The organism is Curtobacterium sp. NPDC088465, from assembly GCF_044753165.1.
Lineage (GTDB): Bacteria > Actinomycetota > Actinomycetes > Actinomycetales > Microbacteriaceae > Curtobacterium.
Map to the genome: position 1 here is coordinate 100,657 of NZ_JBIVMR010000004.1, position 22,599 is coordinate 123,255.

General features: G+C 72.6%; 22 protein-coding genes and 1 tRNA gene. 13 read left to right on the top strand and 10 right to left on the bottom strand.

The genetic code is table 11. The annotated features are described in order from the left end of the window. Positions 1-46: 46 nt before the first annotated feature. The 3 genes from ACIP6W_RS14875 to ACIP6W_RS14885 form a co-directional block, all read right to left on the bottom strand. Complete coding sequence (locus ACIP6W_RS14875) at positions 47-922, bottom strand: aldo/keto reductase (RefSeq protein ID WP_066656468.1); 876 nt, start codon at positions 920-922, stop codon at positions 47-49. Positions 923-1,048: 126 nt separating this feature from the next. Beyond that, positions 1,049-1,540 (bottom strand): DUF6264 family protein, encoded by a 492-nt coding sequence (locus ACIP6W_RS14880; RefSeq protein WP_251155751.1) that lies wholly within the window; start codon positions 1,538-1,540, stop codon positions 1,049-1,051. Between the two features lie 9 nt (positions 1,541-1,549). Further along, on the bottom strand, positions 1,550-2,437 hold the full coding sequence (locus ACIP6W_RS14885) for a CoA ester lyase (protein ID WP_200884115.1): 888 nt from the start codon (positions 2,435-2,437) through the stop codon (positions 1,550-1,552). Positions 2,438-2,564: 127 nt separating this feature from the next. Between ACIP6W_RS14885 and ACIP6W_RS14890 the strand changes: the two genes are divergently transcribed. Together ACIP6W_RS14890 and ACIP6W_RS14895 are read left to right on the top strand one after the other, a co-directional pair. Then, complete coding sequence (locus ACIP6W_RS14890; RefSeq protein WP_400430213.1) at positions 2,565-6,377, top strand: AAA family ATPase; 3,813 nt, start codon at positions 2,565-2,567, stop codon at positions 6,375-6,377. 372 nt (positions 6,378-6,749) lie between these two features. Then, the gene (locus ACIP6W_RS14895) at positions 6,750-7,334 is read left to right on the top strand and encodes a CDP-alcohol phosphatidyltransferase family protein (RefSeq protein WP_066656458.1); all 585 of its coding nucleotides are present in this window, start codon (positions 6,750-6,752) and stop codon (positions 7,332-7,334) included. A 137-nt stretch (positions 7,335-7,471) separates the two neighbouring features. On the opposite strand, the gene mscL is transcribed toward ACIP6W_RS14895, so the two are convergent. The 3 genes from mscL to ACIP6W_RS14910 are packed head-to-tail and all read right to left on the bottom strand — an operon-like array spanning position 7,472 to position 8,902. Beyond that, on the bottom strand, positions 7,472-7,972 hold the full coding sequence (mscL, locus tag ACIP6W_RS14900) for a large conductance mechanosensitive channel protein MscL (RefSeq protein ID WP_066656454.1): 501 nt from the start codon (positions 7,970-7,972) through the stop codon (positions 7,472-7,474). 56 nt (positions 7,973-8,028) lie between these two features. Further along, positions 8,029-8,316, bottom strand: coding sequence for an FmdB family zinc ribbon protein (locus ACIP6W_RS14905; RefSeq protein ID WP_066656452.1), 288 nt, complete (start codon positions 8,314-8,316; stop codon positions 8,029-8,031). Position 8,317: 1 nt separating this feature from the next. Continuing rightward, positions 8,318-8,902, bottom strand: coding sequence for a 5-formyltetrahydrofolate cyclo-ligase (locus ACIP6W_RS14910; RefSeq protein ID WP_066656450.1), 585 nt, complete (start codon positions 8,900-8,902; stop codon positions 8,318-8,320). Positions 8,903-9,015: 113 nt separating this feature from the next. Here ACIP6W_RS14910 and galU point away from each other — a divergent pair, with 113 nt between their 5' ends. From galU to ACIP6W_RS14930, 4 genes are all read left to right on the top strand, one after another. After that, positions 9,016-9,906 carry a UTP--glucose-1-phosphate uridylyltransferase GalU gene (gene galU, locus ACIP6W_RS14915; RefSeq protein WP_066656448.1) on the top strand — a complete coding sequence of 297 codons (891 nt, stop codon included), beginning with the start codon at positions 9,016-9,018 and terminating at the stop codon, positions 9,904-9,906. An 89-nt stretch (positions 9,907-9,995) separates the two neighbouring features. Further along, a complete protein-coding gene (locus ACIP6W_RS14920) occupies positions 9,996-10,655 on the top strand; it encodes a GNAT family N-acetyltransferase (RefSeq protein WP_066656446.1) in 660 nt (219 codons plus the stop codon). A 128-nt stretch (positions 10,656-10,783) separates the two neighbouring features. Beyond that, on the top strand, positions 10,784-11,926 hold the full coding sequence (locus ACIP6W_RS14925) for a hypothetical protein (protein WP_400430216.1): 1,143 nt from the start codon (positions 10,784-10,786) through the stop codon (positions 11,924-11,926). A gap of 82 nt (positions 11,927-12,008) precedes the next feature. Further along, positions 12,009-12,084, top strand: a tRNA-Ala gene (locus ACIP6W_RS14930). 57 nt (positions 12,085-12,141) lie between these two features. Here ACIP6W_RS14930 and ACIP6W_RS14935 read toward each other — a convergent pair. After that, positions 12,142-12,525: a hypothetical protein gene (locus tag ACIP6W_RS14935; protein ID WP_271826080.1), complete on the bottom strand. Its 384-nt coding sequence runs from the start codon at positions 12,523-12,525 to the stop codon at positions 12,142-12,144. A 74-nt stretch (positions 12,526-12,599) separates the two neighbouring features. On the opposite strand from ACIP6W_RS14935, the gene ACIP6W_RS14940 reads away from it, so the two are divergent. After that, complete coding sequence (locus ACIP6W_RS14940) at positions 12,600-13,661, top strand: amidase domain-containing protein (RefSeq protein WP_271826079.1); 1,062 nt, start codon at positions 12,600-12,602, stop codon at positions 13,659-13,661. Positions 13,662-13,950: 289 nt separating this feature from the next. Here ACIP6W_RS14940 and ACIP6W_RS14945 read toward each other — a convergent pair whose 3' ends face one another. Next, positions 13,951-15,186 carry a hypothetical protein gene (locus ACIP6W_RS14945; RefSeq protein WP_400430219.1) on the bottom strand — a complete coding sequence of 412 codons (1,236 nt, stop codon included), beginning with the start codon at positions 15,184-15,186 and terminating at the stop codon, positions 13,951-13,953. Positions 15,187-15,307: 121 nt separating this feature from the next. Here ACIP6W_RS14945 and ACIP6W_RS14950 point away from each other — a divergent pair, with 121 nt between their 5' ends. Beyond that, entirely contained in the window at positions 15,308-16,159 is an 852-nt protein-coding gene (locus tag ACIP6W_RS14950; protein WP_400430221.1) for an alpha/beta fold hydrolase, read from the top strand. Between the two features lie 107 nt (positions 16,160-16,266). Here ACIP6W_RS14950 and ACIP6W_RS14955 read toward each other — a convergent pair whose 3' ends face one another. After that, positions 16,267-18,117: a glycoside hydrolase family 2 protein gene (locus ACIP6W_RS14955; RefSeq protein ID WP_400430223.1), complete on the bottom strand. Its 1,851-nt coding sequence runs from the start codon at positions 18,115-18,117 to the stop codon at positions 16,267-16,269. A gap of 117 nt (positions 18,118-18,234) precedes the next feature. On the opposite strand from ACIP6W_RS14955, the gene ACIP6W_RS14960 reads away from it, so the two are divergent. Continuing rightward, positions 18,235-19,503: a phosphotransferase gene (locus ACIP6W_RS14960; RefSeq protein WP_400430225.1), complete on the top strand. Its 1,269-nt coding sequence runs from the start codon at positions 18,235-18,237 to the stop codon at positions 19,501-19,503. 98 nt (positions 19,504-19,601) lie between these two features. On the opposite strand, the gene ACIP6W_RS14965 is transcribed toward ACIP6W_RS14960, so the two are convergent. After that, the gene (locus ACIP6W_RS14965) at positions 19,602-19,904 is read right to left on the bottom strand and encodes a DUF1844 domain-containing protein (RefSeq protein WP_066658711.1); all 303 of its coding nucleotides are present in this window, start codon (positions 19,902-19,904) and stop codon (positions 19,602-19,604) included. Positions 19,905-20,291: 387 nt separating this feature from the next. Between ACIP6W_RS14965 and infC the strand changes: the two genes are divergently transcribed. From infC to ACIP6W_RS14985, 4 genes are all read left to right on the top strand, one after another. Next, positions 20,292-20,951: a translation initiation factor IF-3 gene (infC, locus tag ACIP6W_RS14970; protein ID WP_081985092.1), complete on the top strand. Its 660-nt coding sequence runs from the start codon at positions 20,292-20,294 to the stop codon at positions 20,949-20,951. Positions 20,952-21,013: 62 nt separating this feature from the next. Continuing rightward, entirely contained in the window at positions 21,014-21,208 is a 195-nt protein-coding gene (gene rpmI, locus ACIP6W_RS14975) for a 50S ribosomal protein L35 (protein WP_022903519.1), read from the top strand. A 27-nt stretch (positions 21,209-21,235) separates the two neighbouring features. After that, positions 21,236-21,619 (top strand): 50S ribosomal protein L20, encoded by a 384-nt coding sequence (rplT, locus tag ACIP6W_RS14980; RefSeq protein ID WP_066656427.1) that lies wholly within the window; start codon positions 21,236-21,238, stop codon positions 21,617-21,619. A gap of 71 nt (positions 21,620-21,690) precedes the next feature. Beyond that, positions 21,691-22,554, top strand: a complete 864-nt coding sequence (locus tag ACIP6W_RS14985; RefSeq protein WP_209685486.1) for an RNA methyltransferase — start codon at positions 21,691-21,693, stop codon at positions 22,552-22,554. Positions 22,555-22,599: the final 45 nt, after the last annotated feature.

A 22,599-nucleotide genomic window follows, 5' to 3' on the forward strand; every position in this document is an offset into this window, starting at 1 on the left:
CCACCGATCGGTGGACGGGGCGTCGTCGTGCGGGTGCTCCGGCCCGTCAGGCCGCCGGTCGAGCAGCGTCCAAGCGAGCGACGTCCTCGTCGCGGAGCTTCACCGTCGCCGCGACGACCGAGTCCAGGATCGACTGCGGCCGCGACGCACCCGGGATCGGGATCACCACGTCGCTCTTCTGCAGCTCCCACGCCAGCGCCACGACCTGCGGCGACACGTCGCGCTCGCGGGCGATGACGGCGAAGTCCTCGTACGCGGTCCCCAGGTCGGCGGCCTTCGCGATGCCGCCGAGGGGGCTCCACGGCAGGAACGCGATGCCGAGCTCGTCGCACAGCTCGAGCTCCGGCTCGCTCGACCGGAACGCCGGTGAGAACTGGTTCTGCACCGAGACGAGGCGGCCGCCCAGGACCTCGTTCGCCTCACGGATCTGGTCGGGGTCGGCGTTCGAGATGCCCGCCATGCGGATGACGCCCTCGTCGAGGAGCTCCGCGAGTGCCCCGATCGAGTCCGCGTAGGGCACCGACGGGTCCGGCCGGTGGAACTGGTACAGGCCGACGGCGTCGACACCGAGGCGCTTCGCCGAGGCCTTCGCGGCCTCCTTGAGGTACTCCGGTCGGCCGTCCTGCGCCCACGCGCCCGGTTCCGGCCGCAGGTGGCCGCCCTTCGTGGCGACGAGCACCGCGTCGGTGTCGCCGTGGAACTCGCGGATCGCCTTCGCGATGAGCTCCTCGTTGTGCCCGACCTCGTCCTTGGCCGCCTGGTGGTAGGCGTCCGCGGTGTCGATGAGGGTGACGCCCGCCTCGAGGGCGGCGTGGATGGTCGCGATCGCCTGTCGCTCGTCGGGCCGCCCCTCGATCGACATGGGCATCCCGCCCAGTCCGATCGCGCTGACCGACACGTCTCCGATGACTCGTTGCTTCATGCGCCCAGCTTGCGCCGGTCGACCGGGGCGACGCCCAGCGTGCGCGGACGGGACAGGCCGACGGGGCCGCCGGACGGGAGGCCCGTGGCGGCCCCGCCACGCGCCTCCCGTCCGGCGGACGCCGCGCTAGGGGAGCTGCAGTGCGGTCACCTGGCCGGCCCCCGTCGCCGGGTCGGTCGCCTGCGCGAACACGACCCCGCCCCAGGTGACGACCACGATCGCCAGGACGAACCCGAGCGCGGCGATCCACCACGACGAACGACGACGCACCCAGGCGCCGACCGCGAGCACGACCGTCGCGACCCCGATGACGAAGGACCCGCCGACCGCGATCGCGGCGCCGCCGAGGAAGCGGCCCGGCGAGCACCCCGTGGCCGCGTCGCAGCTCGCGGTGGCCGAGACGACCGCGATGATCCCGACCACCAGGGTGAGGAGCGTCAGGAGGGCACCGGCTGCGAGCAGGAGGACGGTCGACACCCGGTCGGCGACCCGGCCCGCGGGGAACAGCGTCGTGCCGCCACGCGCCCACGCGGCGCGTTCGGTGCTGCCCGGGCCGGACTGGGACGGACCCGAGGGTGAGGACTGCGGCGGACCGCCGGACGGGTGCGACCAGGTCATGCGACCGGTCTACCGTGCCTCGACGCCGAACGCCCGGGCGAGCCGCTGGATCTTCTGCGCGCGGCCGAGTCGCGGCAGGTCGGAGCCGTCGCGGATGACCTGCCCGCGGGCGTCGAAGTCGTCGAGGAAGTCCTGCGCCCAGGCGACGTCGGTCGGCGTGGGGGAGATGACCTCGTTGATGACCGGCAGCTGCTCGGTGTCCAGGCAGAGCTTGCCGGTCAGGCCGAGCGACACCGCCACCTGGGACTGCTCGCGGAGGATCGCGTGCGCCGAGCCGACCGTCGGGCCGTCGATCGGACCCGGCAGGTCGCCCACGCGCGAGGCGACGACGAGCCGGGAGCGCGGGTAGGCCATGGCGAGCGTGTCGGCCGAGGTGCCGGTGTCGCGGCGGTAGTCACCCGAGCCGAAGGCCAGACGGAAGGCGCCCTGTGCCTTCGCGATCGACGTCGCCTCCTCGATGCCGAGCGCCGACTCGACCAGGGCGATCACCGGGGTGTGGCCGCCGAGCCGGTGCCACGTGTCGGTGACCTGCGCGGGCGACTCGGTCTTCGCGAGCATCACGCCCTGCAGGCCCGGGAGGCCACGGAGCTCCTCGACGTCGTCCGCCCAGAAGTCCGTCGTGACGTCGTTGATCCGGACCCAGGCCTCACCGCCGCCCGCGAGCCACGAGGCCACGGTCGTGCGGGCACCCGGCTTCGCGGCGGGGTCGACGGCGTCCTCGACGTCGAGGATGATCTGGTCGGCGCGCGACCGCTGTGCCCGCTCGAACCGGTCGGCGGCGGTGCCGGGCACGAGGAGCCACGACCGGGAGATCTCGGCGGGGACCGACCGACGCCGGTCCGGCCGGGCCGACGAGGGTGCGGGGGCGGACGGGGCGGTGCGGTCGTCGATGGCCATGCCACGTTGCTACCACACCGGCCGGTCGGACCCCGTACCGGGCCCGCACGGAAAGCCGGAAACGTCGGGTCATTGCCAGGGAGGCCGCCCGCTTCCGCCTACAGTGTCGGATGTGTGGCGAGACAGGGTGACCGACGGCGCGGACGACGCGGATGACGACGTCCCCGTCCAGGGCGCCGACGCGCCCGAGGACGGGCGCGAGCAGCGGGAGGGCGACCGGAGCGACGAGCCGGACCGCACCCTGCGGCCGGAACTGCAGCTCACGAGCCCGCAGGCGATCAGCCTGGGCGACCCGCGCCTCCAGGCCGGCAACGCCGCCGAGCCCACGTGGGACGCCTGGCGGACGCAGCTGACCGGTGTCGGCGGGACGAGCCCCCTCACGCACTTCAGCGACCACCCGCGTGCCCGGATCGAGCTGTCCACCACGCACCCCGGCGGACTCGCGCAGTTCGTCACCGGCAAGACGACGCTGCTCTCGAGCCTGATCCGCGACGAGGTCGCGCTGCGCGCCGCGCGTGTCGCGGCCGCCCAGGTCGAGGCGAAGGGCACCGAGCTCGCGACCGTGCGCGGGATCGACGCCGTGAAGCTCGGCATCGGCATGGCCGACTGGCAGCACGGCGACGAGCACTTCCGCGGCCCGGTGCTCCTCCGCCCGCTCGCGATCCGTCGGCACGGCCGTGACTTCGAGGTGCGCCTGCTCGGCGAGCCGGTGCTCAACCCCGGGCTGGCCGACGCGCTGCACGAGCAGTACGGCGTCATCCTCGACGCGCAGTCCTTCGTCGCGCTCGCGCAGCAGGACGGCTCGTTCACCCCGAACCCCGTCATCGACCGGCTCCGCGGCCTGACCGCGCACATCCCCGGCTTCTCGGTGCACGCGCGTCTGGTCGTCTCGACCTTCGCCGAGGTCGCCAGCGGCATGGTCGAGGACACCGGCGACCTGTCCCACCCGGTGCTCGACGCGCTCGCCGGCAACCCGAGCGCGAAGTGGCAGGTCGAGCAGTCCTACCACCCGGTCGAGCAGACCCCGTCGGACGAGCGCAGCCCGGAGACCGACACGCTGCTGCTCGACGCCGACGACGAGCAGGAGAACGTGATCGCGCAGATCACGGCGGGCAACTCGATCGTCGTGAAGACCCTGCCGGGCACCGGCGGGACGCAGACGATCGTCAACGCGCTCGGCGGCCTCGTCGCGGCGAACAAGCGCGTCCTCGTCGTGAGCCCGCGGCGGGCGACCCTGCGGGGCATCGCCGCACGCTTCGCCGAGGTCCAGCTGCCGGGCGTCGCCGTCACGCCGCGCACCCTGCGCCGTGACGTCGTCCGGGGCATCGCGCGCAACGAGAAGGCCGCGCGTCCGAACCTCCGCGAGGTCGACGACGCCCTGGTCCGGCTCCGCAAGGTCCTCACCGACTACCGCGGCTCGCTGACCCGCGTCGACCCGGACTTCGGCGTCTCGGTGCTCGACTGCCTGGTCGAGCTGTCCCGGCTGTCGCTCCTGCCGGTGCCGCCGTCGACGACCGCCCGACTGTCGAAGCGGTCCGTGACGAGCATGGTCGAGGGCCGTTCGCGCGTCGCCGAGACCATGGTCAGCGCGGCCAACCTCGGCGAGTTCCGCTACGGCCCGGACGACTCGCCCTGGTACGGCGCCAAGTTCGGTTCGAGCGACGGCGCGCAGCGGGCGCACAAGACCGCGAAGGACCTCGACGCCGACGGCCTGCCGACGCTGCTGCGCCGTGCGCACGACCTCGTGGCGTCGACCCACATGCGGCAGTTCACGACGATCAACGAGCTCGGCATCTACCTCCGCCTGCTCACCGAGATCCGGGACACCCTCGACCGCTTCCTGCCCGTCGTGTTCGACCGGTCGGTGTCGGAGCTCGTCGCCGCGACGGCCCCTCGTGGCGAGGGCGCCCCGATGTCGTCGACGAACCGTCGCCGGCTGAAGAAGCTCGCGCGTGAGTACGTCCGACCGGGCGTGCACGTGTCCGACCTGCACGAGGCGCTGACCCGCGTGCAGCAGCAGCGCGTGCTCTGGCAGCGCTACGTCGCGGCCGGTGTGAACCCCGAGGTGCCCACGGGCATCGGGGACGTGCAGGTGCTCTTCTCGAACGTCGTGCAGGACCTCGCCCGACTCGACGAGCCCCTCGGCCGGACCGAGCGGGACCGCCAGCTCGCGAACCTGCCGATCGACGAGCTCGTCCCGACGGTCGCCCGCCTGGCCGAGGAGTCCGACGTCCTGCACAACCTGCAGGAGCGCACCGAGCTCATGCAGACCCTGCGCGACCTGCAGCTCGAGCCACTCATCACCGACCTGGCACACCGCCACGTGCCGGACACCCAGGTGCCGGCCGAACTCGAGCTCGCCTGGTGGCAGTCCGCGCTCGAGACGATGCTCGAGTCCGACCGGGCGCTGCTCGGCGGCAACACCGACATGCTCGACCGGGTCGAGGCCGACTTCCGGCTCGTCGACGACGCCCACGCGGCCGGGGTCTCCCAGGGCCTGGCGTGGCAGCTCGCCGAGAACTGGAAGGTCGGACTGGTCGACTGGCCGGACGAGGCGACGTCGCTGAAGACGCAGCTCAAGGAGGGCGCGATCACCTCGCGCCTGCTGCAGGACTCCGCGCCGCACCTGTCCCGGTCGATCGCGCCGGTCTGGCTCGCCTCGCCGTACGAGGTCCCCGAGATCGCCGACACGATGCCGTTCGACACGGTGATCCTCGTCGACGCCGGTGCCGTCACCATCGCCGAGACCGTCGGCGCCGTCCGTCGCGCTCGCCAGACCGTCGTGTTCGGCGACCCGGTGACGCAGACCCCGTCGCCGTTCCGGATCGCGGTCGACCCCGACCACCGGGCACTGCAGGTGGACGAGGGCACGCTCGACGCCCTGCACGCCGACTCCGCGCTCGCGAAGCTGTCGACGCTCCTGCCGACCCTGTCGCTCACGCGGTCGTACCGCGCCGGCGGCGAGGACCTCGCCGAGCTCGTCAACCGCCGCTTCTACGGCGGCCGCATCGAGTCGCTGCCGTGGGCCGGTTCGTTCCTCGGCCACGGCTCCATCGCGATCGACTACGTCAGCGACGGCAAGGCCGTGCCGGACCCCGAGTCCGGGGCGGTCGAGAGCGTCGACGCCGAGGTGGACCGCGTGGTCCGGCTCGTCACCGAGCACGCCCGCACCCGCCCGACCGAGTCGCTCATGGTGATCACGGCGTCGGCGAAGCACGCGGTGCGCGTCGAGCAGGCCGTCCTGACCGCGGCGCAGGGCCACAAGGACCTCACCGAGTTCGTCATCGGCGACCGCGCCGAGCCGTTCATCGTCGCGACGCTCGAGCAGTCCGTGGCACAGAGCCGCGACCGCGTCGTGTTCTCGATCGGGTACGGCCGGACCCCGCACGGCCGCGTGCTGCGCGACTTCGGTCCGCTCGGCAAGCCCGGCGGGGAGCGTCTGCTCGCCGTCGCGATGACCCGAGCGCGCCGGTCGATGGTCATCGTCACGTGCTTCCAGCCGTCGGACATCGAGGCCGAGCGGATGGGCCACGGCACCGTCGCGCTGGCCGAGATCCTCGCCGAGGTCCGCGCGCGCACCGCCGCCGAGTACGTGCCCGACGACTCCGACCCGCTGCTCGTCGACCTCGCCCGACGACTCGAGATGCGCGGCATCCCCGTCGCACTCGGTCACCGGGGCAAGCTCGGCCTGGTCGCGGCGCACGGCGGCGTCTGCGTCACGATCGAGACCGACGCGTCGCTCGTCCGAGGTTCGCTCCGCGAGTCGCTGCGGCTCCGTCCCGAGGTGCTCCGCCGACTCGGGTGGCACTACGTGCGCGTGCACGCGTTCCAGCTGTTCTCCGACCCGGACCGCGTCGCGGACACCGTGGCGTCGGTGCTCGGCGTCGACCGTGGAGCGACGCAGGAGATCTCGATCCCTCCGATCCCCGCACGCCGATGACCCGGTCGGAGACGCATCCCCGCGTGCCCGCTCCGGGCCCCGCTCGCCGGTGAGCGGGTCCCGGCGCGCGTCCCGCGCGGCCGGTCCGGTGACGGCGGGGACGGACCAGCTGGTGGGCTCGTGGACGCGGGCCGACGACGTGACGGAGGTCGAGCCTCCCGTCCGTTCCGCAGATGACGGTGGCGGAACCGGCACCGACACGACCGACCGGCCGGGAGGCTCTCCCCGCCGCACCAGGCGCGTCACCACCGCGCCGGTGCCGGGCTACGACCCGGCCGCGCCGCCGGAACCGGCCCGCCACCGCGACGGGGAGAACGACGCCCAGCTGCTGCGCGACGTGCCCCCACACTGGTGACGGGTAGCCTGGGGTCGATGACTGACACCGCGCGACGGCGACCCGACTGGCAGACGTGGCCGAACCTGATCACGCTGGTGCGCTTCCTGCTCATCCCGGTGTTCATCGGCTTCGTCGTGGCCGGCCACCCCGGCTGGGCGCTCGTCACGCTCGTCGTCCTCGGTGTCAGCGACTGGGCGGACGGCTTCATCGCGCGTCGGTTCGACCAGGGCTCGAAGCTCGGCAAGGCGCTCGACCCGATCGCCGACCGCCTGGCGATCATCGCCATCGTGCTGTCGCTCGTGCTCGTCGGCCTGCTGCCGTGGCCGAGCGTCGCGATCATCGTCCTCGTGGACGCGGTGCTCGCGCTGCTGTCCGGCCTGTGGTTCCGCGGCGACCCGGACCTCGACGTCACGTGGACCGGCAAGATCCGATCCGCGCTGCTCTTCGTCGGTCTGCCGCTGCTGCTGTTCTCGTCGACGTCGTGGGCATCGCAGCACGACTGGATCCGGGTGCTCGCGCTCGTCTTCGTCTGGGCGGGCACGATCGGCCACGTCGTCGCCGGTGTGCAGTACGCCCGGGCCCTCGCCGCGAAGCACCGCGCGACGGCCCGCACCGCCTGACGCGGACGCGCGCGGCGCGGGCGTCCGGCCCGCGCCGTCCGGCCCGCGCCGTCCTGCCCCGTCGAACCAGGAAACCGACGTCGAACCGACCCCGGAGGCTGGTTCGACGTCGGTTCCGTGGTTCGGGACGCCCGCGGCTAGAGCTTCGTCGAGCCGCTGATCCCCGGTCCCTCGGGAGCGGTCGACGGGGCGACGTGCGCACCGCCGCCCGACGCCACCGCGTCGCCGTTCTGCGTGCGGAGCAGGTCGCGGATCTCGAGCAGCACCTCGACGTCGGTCGGCGGGACGTCCTGCGGCGTCTGCTGCTCGTCGTTCTTCACCCGCTCGAAGGCGAGCTTCTTGAGCCGGTTGACCGGGACCACCAGGGCGAAGTACACCACCGCCGCGACGATGACGAAGTTCAGGACCGCGCCGATGATCGCGCCGAACAGGATGTCCGCCGAGTCCCCGGAGACGGTGGGGATCGACACGACGAGTGCCTTGTCCAGGCTCGACGCGTTGAAGACCGCGCCGATCAGGGGGTTGATGAGCGAGTTCACGATCGCGGTGACGATCGCGGTGAACGCCGCACCGATGACGACCGCGACGGCCAGGTCGATGACGTTCCCGCGGAGCAGGAACTCCTTGAAGCCCTTCACGTGAGCCTCCTTCCGTGTCGAGGAGACCCCACCGTACCGACGGAGACGAGCCCTCGTCAGGAGGCGCTGGGCGCGGCCGGCTTCGACTCGGTCTTCTTCGGCTCCGCCTTCGCCGGCGTGCTCGACGACGACGAGGAGGACCCCGACGACCCCTCGGCCTTCGGCGTCGACCGCGAGTCGGTGCGGTAGAAGCCGCCGCCGTTGAAGGTGACGCCGACCGGCGAGAACACCTTGCGCAGCGCACCGCCGCAGACGGGGCACTCGGTCAGGGTGGCGTCGGAGAACGACTGCTTGACGTCGAAGGCGTTGTCGCACTCGGTGCAGCGGTACGAGTAGGTGGGCACCCTAACTCCGGAAGGTGATGATGCGCGACGGCGTGATGATGCCGTCGACGGGTTCGTCGTGGGCCTCGCGCGGGACCTCGTCGAGGTACTCCGCGTCGAAGATCACAGCATAGACGGGTGGCCGGTTCGCCATCGACCCGAGCGTCTTGTCGTAGTAGCCGCGGCCCCAGCCCATCCGGCAGCCGTCGTGCCCGACCGCCGCCGCCGGGGTGAGGATCGCGTCGACGTCCCCGAGCGCGAGCGGGGAGAGCACCTCGCCGACGACCTCGGGCATGCCGTGCAGGCCCTCGTGTTCGGAGACCCCGTCGTCGACCGCCCAGTCGAGCAGGCCGTCCTCGCGGGTGATCGGGAGCAGCACCCGGACGCCGTGCTCCTGCGCCCAGCGCAGGAAGGGTCGGACGTCCGGCTCGTCGGGCGCCGACAGGTAGAGCGCGAGCGAGCGCAGCTGCCGTTCCTCCACGAAGCGCTGCAGCGTCGACGTCAGGGCGGTCGTGTCGGTGTCGCGCTCCGTCGTGGTCCGGGTGCGCCGCCGCTGCCGGAGCTCGGCTCGCAGGGCGCGCTTCTCGTTCCCGAGGTCGGCGGTCATGGCGGGGAGTCTACCGAGCGCGGGTTTGCGGCTTCCCGCCGTGGGGCGCGGGATGCCGTGTCCCCCGAAGTGCCCATGCCCGGACCCAGTGGGCGTCCGGTACGTTCGCTGACATGGGCTTCCAGATTTCGAAGGCGGTGATCCCGGCCGCAGGCCTGGGCACGCGCTTCCTCCCCGCGACCAAGGCGATGCCGAAGGAGATGCTCCCGGTCGTCGACAAGCCGGCGATCCAGTACGTGGTCGAGGAGGCCGTGGGCGCCGGGCTGACCGACGTGCTCATGATCACCGGGCGCAACAAGAACGCGCTCGAGAACCACTTCGACCACGTGGCCGAGCTCGAGGAGACCCTCAAGAAGAAGGGCGACCACGAGAAGCTGCAGAAGGTCAACCAGTCGACCGACCTCGCCGACATGCACTACGTCCGCCAGGGCGACCCGCTCGGCCTCGGCCACGCCGTGCTCCGCGCGAAGATGCACGTCGGCCGTGAGCCGTTCGCCGTGCTGCTCGGCGACGACATCATCGACGCCCGCGACCCGCTGCTCAAGCGCATGATCGAGGTCCAGGGCGAGAAGAACGCCACGGTCGTCGCCCTGCTCGAGGTCCCCGAGTCGCAGACCCACATGTACGGCATCGCCACGGTCGAGGAGACCGACACCGACGACGTCGTGAAGATCACCGGCCTGGTCGAGAAGCCCCCGCAGGGCGAAGCCCCGTCGAACCTGGCCATCATCGGTCGCTACGTCATCCGCCCCGAGGTCTTCGACGTCCTCGAGAAGCAGGAGCCGGGCAAGGGTGGCGAGATCCAGCTCACCGACGCGCTCATGAAGATGGCGGGCGCCGAGGAGTGGACCGGCGGCGTGTACGGCGTCGTGTTCCGTGGACGCCGGTACGACACCGGTGACAAGCTGGACTACATCAAGGCGATCGTGCAGCTCGCCTCGGACCGCGACGACCTCGGCCCCGACCTCAAGGCCTGGCTGAAGGACTTCAACGCGGGAGAGTAGCCACCCCGTCACGAACGGGTCCGGGGTCCGTCCCGGGCCCGTTCGTGCGTCCACCCGGTCGAGCGCCGGGCACCGGAGGAACCACAGCGATGACGACGATCCCGACCCTGTCCCACGGGCGGGTCACGATCCGGCCCCTCCGGCTCCGCGACACCCGTGACCTCGACGTCGCCCTCGCCACGAACCGCTCGTGGCTGCGGACGTGGGAGGCCACCAACCCCTCCGGACACGTCTCCACCGACGTCCGCGGCAGCATCCGGGCACTGCAGGCCAACGCCCGCGCCGGGCTCGGTCTGCCGTTCGCGATGGAGCTCGACGGTCGCTTCGTCGGCCAGCTCAACGTGTCCGGCATCACCTACGGCTCGCTCGCCAGTGCGTCCATCGGCTACTGGGTCGTCGAGGGGGCGGCCGGGCACAACGTCACGCCGATCGCGGTCGCGATGGCGGTCGACCACTGCTTCCGGGTCGTCGGCATCCACCGCATCGAGATCTGCATCCGTCCGGAGAACGCGCCGAGCCTGCGGGTCGTCGAGAAGCTCGGCTTCCGGTTCGAGGGCCTGCGCCGCCGGTACATCCACATCAACGGCGACTGGCGCGACCACTTCTGCTTCGCCCTCGTCGCGGAAGAGGTGCGCGAGGGAGTCCTCGACCGCTGGGTCGCCGGTCGCGTCCCGCACGGGGCGGGCAGCGTCCCGGCCTCCGCCCGTGAGGAGGCGGCGACCCCGCTCGACACCCGACCGCGCATCTGACGGTCGTCCCGTCGTCCTGTCACGTCGGCCTGGAGGCGCGACCCGCGTCCCACGGATTCGGTCGCGACTCGCGCAACACGCGTCCGGCAATGGGCGGTCCGGGGAACGCGCACCCCTACCGTGTCCCCATGGCAGGTATCGGCTCCTGGGGCGGCGGCATCGTCCTGCTCATCGCGGCCGTGCTCTGGGTCGTCTACCTCATGCCGTCGTGGGCGGCTCGTCGGCAGTACCTCGCGACCGAGCGGAACGCGATCCGGCTGCAGCAGACGCTGCGCATCCTCGCGCAGACCGCCGAGCTCCCCGACGAGGTCCGGGTCGAGATGAACGCGAAGTCCCTGGCCGAGGCGCAGCGCGTCGCCCGGTCGGAGGAAGCGAAGCGGGCCGCCATCGTCCGAGCGCACGAGGCCGCGCGGCAGCGTGAGATCACCCGGCGCCTCGCGGAGCAGCAGCCCCAGCTCGAGCGGGTGTCGTCCGTCCCCGCACTCACGGCCATGCGGATGCGCCGCTCCCGGCTCGGTGCGACCCTCTTCGGCGCGCTCGGTGTCCTCGTCGCGGCGGTCGTCTTCGTCGCGGCCCCGGGCGCCTGGCTCGTCGGTGTCGCCGGGCTCGTCGCCGCCGGTGGGTCCGCGGCGGTCCTGGCGCAGCTGCACCAGGTCGCCCAGGCGCGGAAGGCGCGTGCCGCGGCGGGCGCTGCGGCGGTGACCCGTGCCTCCCGGCCGTCGACCGCGTGGACGGACCCGGCACCGCCGCTGTCCACCGAGCAGCCCGCCGAGCCGACGCGCGACCGGAGCTGGACGCCGGCCAGCGTGCCGAAGCCCCTGTACGTCGAGCGCCCCGCGGCGCCCGCGCCGTCGCCGGAGTCGTCCGCCGAGCTCGCTGCCCGGCTGCGCGAGCGCGTGGCCGAGGCGAAGGCCGAGGCCGAGGCCGAGGCGAAGGCCATCCGGGCGGGGGAGACCGACCCGACGCTCGCGCGGGTGTCCCGGATGCGGTCCGACGTCGAGGAAGCCGCTGCGTCGCTCTCCGCCCACGACCAGGGCCGTCTGGCGGAGCGACTCGGGCTCCGTGCCCCGGCCGGGGAGTCGGCGCCGTCCCGCCCCGCCGGATCGCCTGGCGCCGGATCGCCTGCCGCCGGACCCGCCGAGCCCGAGGTCGCCGCCGAGCCCGAGCAGCCGGCGACGCCGAGCCGCTGGGCCGGCATGGGGGTCATCGACGACGAGGCGTACCGGCAGACCGACCTCGACGCCGTCATGCGTCGGCGCCGCGCGGTCTGACACCGTCCGTGCGCGGCGCGCCCGGACGTTGCGGGCCGATTTCGGTTCGCGCTCCCGGTGGTGCTAGTGTGGTCGAGCACTTGGGGCTATGGCGCAGTTGGTAGCGCGTCTCGTTCGCAATGAGAAGGTCAGGGGTTCGAATCCCCTTAGCTCCACCAAGCAGCAGCGAAGGGCCACCCGATCGGGTGGCCCTTCGTCGTTCCTCCGCGAGCGCGTCAGCTCGGCACGCTGTCCGTCAGGACGCCGGCCTGCGCGAGCGACGCGTGGATCGCGTTCGCGGCCTGCTCGAACGCCCGGTTGCCGCGGGCCACGCCGAGTGCGCCGCCCTTGACCGCGGACCGGCCCGAGCCGCGGAGCAGTCGCGCGACGGTCCGGCCGTCGGGCGCGACCATCAGCTGCACGTCGAGCCGGGTGTGGAACGTCCGGTCGTTCAGGAAGCCGCCGACGAGCAGGGTGAGGCCCAGGCTGCCGCGGGTGCCCAGCAGCGTGCCCTGGTCGCCGTCGGTGATCGTGTAGCCCTCGCGGACGAGGGCGTCACGGACGATCGTGCGGGTGGACTCGGGGTCGGCGGCGACGAAGAAGTCGTGGCTCTCGGGCATGTGCGGGTCGATCCTTCCGGTGGATGGTGTGCTGCCAGCGATCCTGCCGTACCGTCGCCTACCCTGGTCCGGTCATGACTGCCTCGTTCACGCGCCGTTCCCTGCTGTCGCTCGCCGGCGTCGCCGGCATCGGGGTCGCCGTCGCGGCCTGCTCCCGCGCCGACGATGCGTCGTCGGGCGCGACCACCCGCGCCGGCGACGGGCCGAGCGGCGCGTCGCCCGGGTCGTCGTCCTCCGGCTCGTCGAGCGCCCGCCCCGCGGCGACCGCGGTCGAGCCCGCGCAGGTGCCGCTCGCCGGTGGTGTCACGGTGACGGTCACGGGGACCGGCCTCGCCGCGGTGCAGGGGGTCACGGTCGGCGGGGTCGCGGCGCGGGACGTGCAGGCCTCGGCGACGACCGTGACCTTCACGGCGCCGCACCAGGCGATGTACACGGCGGGGTCGGCTGACGTCGCGCTCTTCACGTCGGCGATCGAGCCGAGCCCGTCGGCGAACCGGTCGTCGGACGGCAACGGCAGTGCCGCCAACGACGGGCAGGCCGGCGCCACGCAGGACCAGGCCACCGCGACGCCGACCCCGACGGCCGCGCCGGTCCCGGACGCCTCGACCGCGGTCGCGACGACCTCGGTGGCCTACGCGGCACTGACGGACGTCGACCGGCAGCTCGAGTACGCGATGCGGTACTGGGCGGACTACAACCTCGCCGAGTACGGCACGATGAACCCGATCGGCGGGGACTGCGCGAACTACGTCAGCCAGACGCTGATCGCCCGTGGGTGGGAACAGCGCGACGACTGGTACAGCCGGTCCGGCGGTGCGCAGCACAGCGCCACGTGGACGTACTGCCCGGCGATGGACCCGTGGATGACGGCGAACGCGGCGACCTTCGGGTTGACGCGACGCTCCCTCGACGAGCGCAGCAAGGTCAAGGTCGGCGACATCGTGTTCTACGACTGGAACGACAACCGATCGCCCGACCACGTGACGATCGTGTCCGAGGTGTTCACGGAGCCCGACGGCACGATCCGCATCAAGTCGGCGAGCCACAACCAGGACGGGCCCTACCGCGACCTGGACGAGATGATCACCGTGCAGCACCCCGGCGGCACGGCCTGGTTCCACACGTTCGACGCGTAGCGGCGACGCGGCGCGGTCACCCGCCCTGCCGCCCCGTCGGCGCCGGTCGGCGCCGGTCCCGCGGGCCGATCGCGTTGCGCCGGCGCCGGTCATGCCGGCCGATCGCGTCGCGCCGGCGCCGGTCGTGCGCACAACCGGGAGCACCTCGCGCCACGTGATCACGTGGCGCGAGGTGCTCGCCGTTGTGCGGCGGCACCCGACACCGCGTTCCGACGGGCCGCCGCGACGCGACGTGACGCGGCGCCGCGCCCTGGCCGCTGCCGCCGCGCCCCGGCCGCCGCGCCGACGCTCAGGGGTACCCGAGGAACCAGAGCAGCACGATCGCGACGAGCTGCAGGCACACCCCGACGACCAGCCACACGGTCGTCCGTCGCCGTGACCCCGTGAACACGTCGGCCCCGAGCAGCGGTGCCGTCGGCATCAGCAGGCGCGGCAGGCTCTGCTGCGGCAGGAACACGGCCACCAGGTACAGCGCGTACGCCGCGGTGAACGACACGACGTCGACGCCGAGCGCCCGTACGCCCGGTCGGGTCCAGGACCACACCGCCCCGGCGAGGACCACGACCACGAGCACGACGCCGAGCGGGCCGAGCCACGTGGAGGCCATCGTGAACCACGGCGTGAGCGGCGCGAAGTGCTGCCGGCCGACGAACCCGACCCACCACGACAGCTCGGTCGCGAGGTACGCGTCCGGCCGTCCGGTCGCCGCCGTCGCCACGACGGGCCACGCCAGCCCCGCCGCCGCGACCCCGAGCCCCGCGAGGACGATCGCCACGGCATCCCGCACCGGCAGCGCCCGGCGCTCCCGGACGACCCGCACGACCAGGTGCACCGCGAGGGCCACCGCGAGCGCGAGCACCCCCGGCTTCGTGAACGCCGCGACGAGCCCGAGCGGCAGCACGAGCCAGTACCGCCGGCGCACCAGGGCGAGCAGTGCGCTGAAGAGCAGGAGCAGGAACGTGCTCTCGGCGTACGCCACCTGCAGCAGGAACCCCGTCGGTGCGAACGCGAAGAGCACCGTCGCCCGGGTCGCCCGCCGGTCGTCGGTCACCGCGCGTACGAGACGCCAGAGCACGATGCACGTGCCGGCGCCCGCGAGCGTGGCGACGAGCACGCCTGCGGCCCAGAAGGACCCGCCGACGAGCGGCTGGACGAACCGTGCGAGCGCCGGGAACACCGGCAGGAAGGCCCACGGGTTCGGCAGCACGTGACCCGCCGCGTCGGTGGGCAGCGTCGTCGGGTAGCCGTGCTCGGCGATGGTCCGGTAGAACGACGCGTCCCACGACCCGAGGAACGCCGTGAACGTCCCCTCGCGTCGGACCGACGCGAACCGCCACCCGTGCGCGGTGGCGAGCAGCCAGACCGTGAGCAGCAGGACGGTGCTGACCACGCGGGAAGCCAGCCACACGACGAGCGGAGCGGTCCACCCGCCGTGCCGTCCCTCCAGGCCGACCGTGAGCACACGACGGACGCGGGACGGCAGCCCCGGCCGGGAGGCACGGGTCGTCTCCGCCAGGTCGGTCACCGCCCGAGTCTCCCATCTCCGCAGCCGCCGCCCGCTGTCCGGTCACCGCACCTCCAGGATCCGTCCGGGCGACGGGCGTTGTATCGGGCACGTTCCCTGGAAACCACCAACAGGAGGAAGCATGCCCTTCGTCACCGTCGGCGCCGAGAACGGCCACGACATCGAGCTCCACTACGACGACCTCGGCGCGGGCGACCCGGTCGTCCTGATCCACGGCTGGCCGCTGTCCGGCCGCTCGTGGGAGGGCCAGGTCCCGGCACTCGTCGAGGCCGGTCACCGGGTCATCGCCTACGACCGCCGCGGGTTCGGGCAGTCGTCGCAGCCGTGGGGCGGCTACGACTACGACACGTTCGCCGCGGACCTCGACAAGCTCATCACCGAGCTCGACCTGACGAACGTCACCCTCATCGGGTTCTCGATGGGCGGCGGCGAGCTCGCGCGCTACGTCTCGACCTACGGCACCGCGAAGATCAAGAAGCTCGTCTTCGCCAGCGCGGTGCCGCCGTACCTGTGGAAGTCGGACGACAACCCGGACGGCGCGGTCGACCAGGACCTCGCCGACTGGTTCGCGAACGGCATCACGGGCGACCGTCCGGCGTTCCTGCACCAGTTCGTCGACATGTTCTACACGCCGGGCGGCGAGCCGGGCCTGCTCAAGAAGCCGCTCGTCAGCGAGGACCAGCGCGCCTACGACCTGGCGATCGCCGAGCTCGCCTCGCCGAAGGGCACGCTCGACTGCACCACGGCGTTCGCGACGACGGACTTCCGCGACGACCTGACGAAGGTCGACGTCCCGACGCTCGTCATCCACGGCGACTCGGACGGGATCGTGCCGTTCGAGGCGTCCGGTCAGCGCACCGCGGCGGCCATCCCGAACGCGCAGACCCACGTCATCGAGGGTGGCCCGCACGGCGTGCTCGCCTCGCACAAGGACGAGTGGAACGAGGCGGTCCTGCGCTTCCTGGCGTCCTGACCTCCCCGCTCCGCAAGACGCAACGTGGGCGGTTCCTCGCAGCGGTGTACCGCTGCGCAGGACCGCCCACGTTGCGTTCCGCGGGTCGCCGGGTGCCGGGCGCGGCCTCAGCGCCCGGTGACCGCGGCGCGGATGCGCTCGATCGGGACCTTCGGGGTGCGGTCGGCGTTCAGCAGGCCGTTCGTCTCCTGCATCGTGTCCGTCAGCTGCGTCCAGCACGACCCGGCCAGGAACGAACTCGCCCGGACGCCGTCGTAGAGCGCCGTGATCCGCGCCACCCAGTCGTCGCCGTCGACGGCCGAGGTGTAGCCCCACCCGTCCTCGCGCTTCGCCCCGGGCTGGAAGTCCACGCCGCCGAACTCCGTCAGCATGACCGGCTGCCCCTGGTCCGTCGCGCCGCCCACCAGGATCCGACGATCAGCGGGCCCGCGCCCACCGAGCAGTGCCGTCCGTGCGGCGTCGTCGGTGTAGGTCGCGGCGAGCCGGGGGCCGTCGCCCTCGTAGTCGTGCACGGTGACGATGTCGGAGTTCGTGTGCTCCCAGCCGTCGTTCGAGACCACCGGCCGGGTGGGGTCGAGCGCCCGGGTGACGTCGGCGAGTGATCGGGCGTAGGCCTGCTGCGCCGGGTCCGTCGCGATGTGCTGCACGCCCCAGCTCTCGTTCGCCGGCACCCAGGTGACGATGGACGGGTGCGAGGCGTCGCGTTCGACGGCGTCCATCCACTCCCGCACGAGCCGCTGCACGGCGAGCGGGGAGAACGCGTACGCGCCGGGTGCCTCGCCCCAGACGAGCAGCCCCAGCCGGTCCGCCCAGTACAGGAACCGCGGGTCCTCGATCTTCTGGTGGTTCCGCGCGGCGGTGAAGCCGAGCTCCTTGATGAGCTCGACCTCGCGGCGCAGGGCCTGCCGTGACGGTGCTGCGAGGTGCGACTCCGGCCAGTAGCCCTGGTTGAGGACACTGCGGACGTCGTAGGCGCGGCCGTTCAGCAGGAAGGCGCCGCCGTCGATGCCCACGGTGCGGACGCCGAAGTACGACGACACGGCGTCCAGGGGCACGTCGCCCCCGGCCGGCAGCAGCGTGACGACCGCGTCGACCAGGCGCGGGGTCTCGGGGGACCACACCAGCTCGTCCTCGGCCTGACCGTTCTGCTGCCGGGCGACGGGCACGACGACCTCGACCTCGTGCGCGGTCACGGGCACGACCGTCTCGACGGTCGCCAGGTCCTCGTCGCCCTCGGACCAGTGCGCCGCGACGCGGACCCGCGCGCCGGCGGGGCGCTCCCCGGCGAGCCGGACGGTCAGCCGCACCGTCGCGTGGTCGACGTTCGTCCAGCGCAGGGCCCCGATCGACGCGGTCGGCACGGCCTCGAGCCAGACGGTCTGCCAGATCCCGGTCGTGCGGCGGTACCAGATGGCGTGCGGGTGCTCGTGCCAGTCCTGCTTGCCGCGCGGCTGGGTGACGTCGTGGGGGTCGTCCTCGGCGCGGACGACCAGGGTGTGCGTCACGTCCGGCTCGGTGCCGAGCGCCTCGGTCACGTCGAGCGTGAAGGGGGTGTGTCCGCCCTCGTGCTCACCGATGAACTGCCCGTCGACCCAGACCCGCGCGCGGTGGTCGACGGCGCCGAAGTGCAGCAGGAGCCGGGGTGCCGCGTCGCCGTACCCGGCGGCGTCGAGCTCGGCGCGCGTGATCGTCCGGGCGTACCAGACCACGGGGTGGAACCCGGGCTCGTCGATGCCCGATGCCGGCGACTCGGGTGGGAACGGCACCGTGATGTCCCGGGCGTCCGGGAACCCGGAGCGCCAGGTCGGGTCGTCGCCCGTGTTCCGGAACGACCACGTCCCGTCGAGGTCGGCCCACGCGCCGCGCAGCATCTGCGGTCGGGGGTACGAGCCGTCCTGGTCGGAGGCGCGAGGGAGCGGGGGCAGGAGGGCGGCGACGGTGCCGTCGAGCGAGGTCATACGTCCATGCTCGCCGCTCCGTACATCGTTGTAAAGCGGTGCGGGCCAACCGGTGCGGGCCAACCGGTGCGCCACGACTCGGGGCGCGCCCCGGGACCGGCGCGTACCGTTCGCTGCATGAGCGCCGAGGCACCCGAGCACGTCGACGACCGCACGCTGGAGGGCTGGATCGCACGCCAGCGCTGGTACGCCGCGAAGGGTGGGACCCCGGCGCTGCACACCATCGCCGAGACCGACGGCACGCGGTTGGTCCTCGACGACGCCGCGACCGGGCCCGTCCTCTACCAGGTGCCGGTCGTCGCGGGCCCCGGCGGAGGAGCCGTCGACCCGGTCGACGCCACCACCGACACCGATTGGGTGCAGCAGCTCGCGGCGCGCATCGACGCCGACCCCTCGAGCCTCCGGCCGATCGGCGAGGTCACCGCGTCCCGGGTGCTGTCCGGCGAGCAGTCGAACACCTCGGTCATCTGCGACACCGCGTCCGGTGACCGGGTCATCACCAAGGTCTTCCGGGTGCTCCACCACGGTGACAACCCCGACGTCACCACGCAGCTCGCACTCTCCGCCGCGGGCAGCTCCCGCGTGCCGACCGTGTACGGCGCCCAGCAGGCGAGCTGGCCCGACCCCGGCCGTCCCGACGGCACGGCCACCGGACACCTCGCGTTCGCCCAGGAGTTCCTGCCCGGCCTCGAGGACGCCTGGCGCGTGGCCCTCCGCGACGCCAGGACCGGCACCCCGTGGGACGAGCAGGCCGCCGCGCTCGGCGAGGCGCTCGCCGAGGTGCACCGCACGCTCGCCACCGCCCTGCCGACCGAGCCCGCCGACGATGCACGACAGGACGCTGCGATCGCGACGATGCGCGGCCGGCTCGACGCCGCCGTGCGCGAGGCCCCGACCGTCGAGCCGCACGTCGACGCGATCCGTGCCGTGTACGACCGTGCCGCCGCGTCGCACTGGCCGGACCTGCAGCGCATCCACGGTGACCTGCACCTCGGGCAGGTGCTCGCCGCGCCCGAGCCCCGCGGGTGGGTGTTCCTCGACTTCGAGGGCGAGCCGCTCCGCCCGCTCGCCGAGCGGTCGCTGCCCGACTCGACGCTCCGCGACGTCGCCGGGATGCTCCGGTCCTTCGACTACGTCGCCGGCGCGCTCGCGCACGACGCCGAGTTCGTCGACGCGGGTGCCTGGGCGCAGGCGGCACGGCAGGCGTTCCTCGACGGGTACCGCCGGGGGACCGGTGACGACCTGACCGACCACCGCGCACTGCTCGACGCGTTCGAGCTCGACAAGGCCGTGTACGAGGTGGTCTACGAGACGCGGAACCGGCCCGACTGGGCCGGCATCCCGCTGGCTGCGGTCGCGCGGCTGGCGGCGGACGGCGCGGCCTGATCCTCCGACCCCCGGCGTGACCCGCTGACGGACGGGAGGCGCGGTGCCGGCCGACACCGCGCCTCCCGTCCGTCACGTGGTGACGACGACCGTCGTCGTCAGTTGACGGGGCCCGTGTACTTCTCGCCCGGCCCCTTGCCCGGCGCGTCCGGGATGCTCGACGCCTCGCGGAACGCGAGCTGGACCGAGCGCAGTCCGTCGCGGAGCGGACGGGCGTGGTGGTCGCCGATCTCGGTGGCCGCCGCCGTCACCAGCCCGGCGAGGGCCGTGATGAGCTTCCGCGCCTCGTCGAGGTCGGTCTGCTCCTGCGGGTCGTCGGCGAGCCCCACCTTCACGGCGGCTGCGCTGAGCAGGTGCACGGCGACGGTGTTGATGAGCTCGACCGCGGGCACCTCGGCGATGTCGCGGGCCTCGCCGCCGGCGGCGGTCTCGTCCTGCGTGACCTGCGGGGTGTCGTTCTCGGGGGTGTCGGGCACGGTGCTCCTCTGCTAGACTCATCGGCGGCAGATGCTGCCCGTGTGCCCAGATCGTCTCCACAGGAGTCGGACCGAGCCCCGGACGGCGTCGTAGAAGAGGAGTCTCTCCCACCCGCGGCCGTGCACCACAGGCTACCGGGTCCCAACCGCTCCGTCGGGTCAGCAGTGCGATCGTCAGACCGCACCGCGTCCCGGCAGGCCAGCCCCGCGGGGCCGGTGTCGGGCGGCTGCCGAACGGGTTCCGATCCGTGCGTCAGATCTCCTCTCTCGTGCCGTCGTCCAGCGCAGCAGCGCCGGACGGCCACCACTTGATTGAAGGAGCTCCGCATCACCGATCCCCGCACCAACGACCGAATCCGCGTTCCCGAGGTCCGACTCGTCGGCCCCCAGGGTGAGCAGGTCGGCGTTGTCCCGATCGCCATGGCTCTGCGTCTCGCGCAGGAAGCCGAACTGGATCTGGTCGAGGTCGCCCCGAACTCGAAGCCGCCCGTGGCCAAGATCATGGACTACGGCAAGTTCAAGTACGAGGCAGCGCAGAAGGCCAAGGAAGCCCGCCGCAACCAGGTGAACACCGACCTCAAGGAGGTCCGGTTCCGCCTGAAGATCGACGTGCACGACTACGAGACCAAGCGCAAGCGCGCCGAGGGCTTCCTCCTCGGCGGCGACAAGGTGAAGGCGATGATCCTCTTCCGTGGGCGCGAGCAGTCGCGTCCGGAGCAGGGTGTCCGTCTCCTCCAGAAGTTCGCCGAGGAGATCGCCGAGTTCGGCGTCGTCGAGTCGCGTCCGACCCAGGACGGCCGCAACATGACGATGATCATCGCCCCCCTCAAGAACAAGTCCGACGTCAAGGGCGAGCAGAACGCGAAGCGTGCTGCGCAGAAGGCCGAGCGTCGTGCGTCGGAGCACGCGGCGAAGGGCAAGGAGGCCGACGAGGCCACCGAGTCCGCGCCGGCCGAGGCTCCCGCCGAATAGGTCCTCCCCGGACCACCCCGCGACGACGCGGCTCCCCACCCACCCCACGGAAAGGCACCACGATGCCCAAGCAGAAGACCCACTCCGGGTCGAAGAAGCGCTTCAAGGTCACCGGCAGCGGCAAGATCATGAAGCAGCAGGCCGGTATGCGTCACAACCTCGAGGTCAAGAGCGCCAAGCGCAAGGCCCGCCTCAACGAGGACCAGGTCCTCGCGAAGGCCGACGCCAAGAACGTCAAGAAGCTTCTCGGCCACTGAGCCGGCGGAACGTAAAGGAACAGATCAATGGCACGTGTCAAGAGAGCGGTCAACGCCGCCAAGAAGCGTCGCGTCATCCTCGAGCGCGCCGAGGGCTACCGCGGCCAGCGTTCGCGCCTGTACCGCAAGGCGAAGGAGCAGGTCACCCACTCCCTCGTCTACGCGTACCGTGACCGTCACGCGAAGAAGGGCGAGTTCCGTCGCCTGTGGATCCAGCGCATCAACGCCGCGTCGCGTGCGAACGGCCTGACCTACAACCGCCTCATCCAGGGCCTCTCCCTGGCCGGCGTCGAGGTCGACCGTCGCATCCTCGCGGACCTCGCGGTGAACAACCCCGAGACGTTCGCGGCGCTCGTCGAGACCGCCAAGAAGGCCCTGCCGGCCGACACCTCGGCCCCCAAGGCCGCGTAGTCACGCCAGCCCCCGAAGCCCCCGTTCCGTCCACGGAGCGGGGGCTTCGTGCATGCTGCGACACTTGACGCGTGAGCGATCTCCTCGAGAACCCGAAGTCCGGACGCGTCAAGGCCGTCGCGGCACTCGCCAAGAAGGACGTCCGTGCCGACACCGGACTCTTCCTGCTCGAGGGCCCGCAGGCCGTGCGCGAGGCGATCGAGTACCGCCCGGAGCTGCTCCGCGAGCTCTACGTGACGCCGACCGCCGCCGCACGGTACGGGCTCGACGACGCACCGGTCGACACGTGGTTCGTCACCGAGCAGGTGCTCGACACGATGGCGGACACCGTCACGCCGCAGGGGGTCGTCGCGGTCTGCCAGCAGTTCCCGACGTCGGTGAAGGACGTCTTCCCGGACGCCGGACCCGGCCTGGAGGCGCAGGGCGCGTCCGCCACGGACGGCACGCTGCCCGGGCTGGTCGCGATCCTCGAGCAGGTCCGGGACCCGGGGAACGCCGGCACGATCATCCGCGCCGCCGACGCGGCGGGCGCCGACGCGGTCGTGCTGACCGGTCGTTCGGTCGACCCCTACAACCCGAAGGTGGTGCGGTCCACCACGGGCTCGCTGTTCCACGTGCCGGTCTCGGTGGGCGTGACGCTCGCCGACGCCGTCGCACGCGCGAAGGCCCTCGGGTACACGGTCCTCGCGGCCGACGTCTCCGGCGACGACCTGCCGGACGTCCGCGCCGACGGCATGCTCGACGGGCCGACCGCGTGGGTCTTCGGCAACGAGGCCCGGGGGCTCACGGCGGAGGACCTGGCGCTCGTCGACCGGGCCGTGAAGGTTCCGATCTACGGTCGGGCCGAGTCGATGAACCTGGCGACGGCCGCGTCGGTGTGCCTGTACGAGTCGGCGTTCGCGCAGCGGGTGGCGTCCTCCTCCACAGCGCGCTGACCCGTCCTGCTCCGGCACCGTCCGTCCAGTGCAGGACGGCGGTAT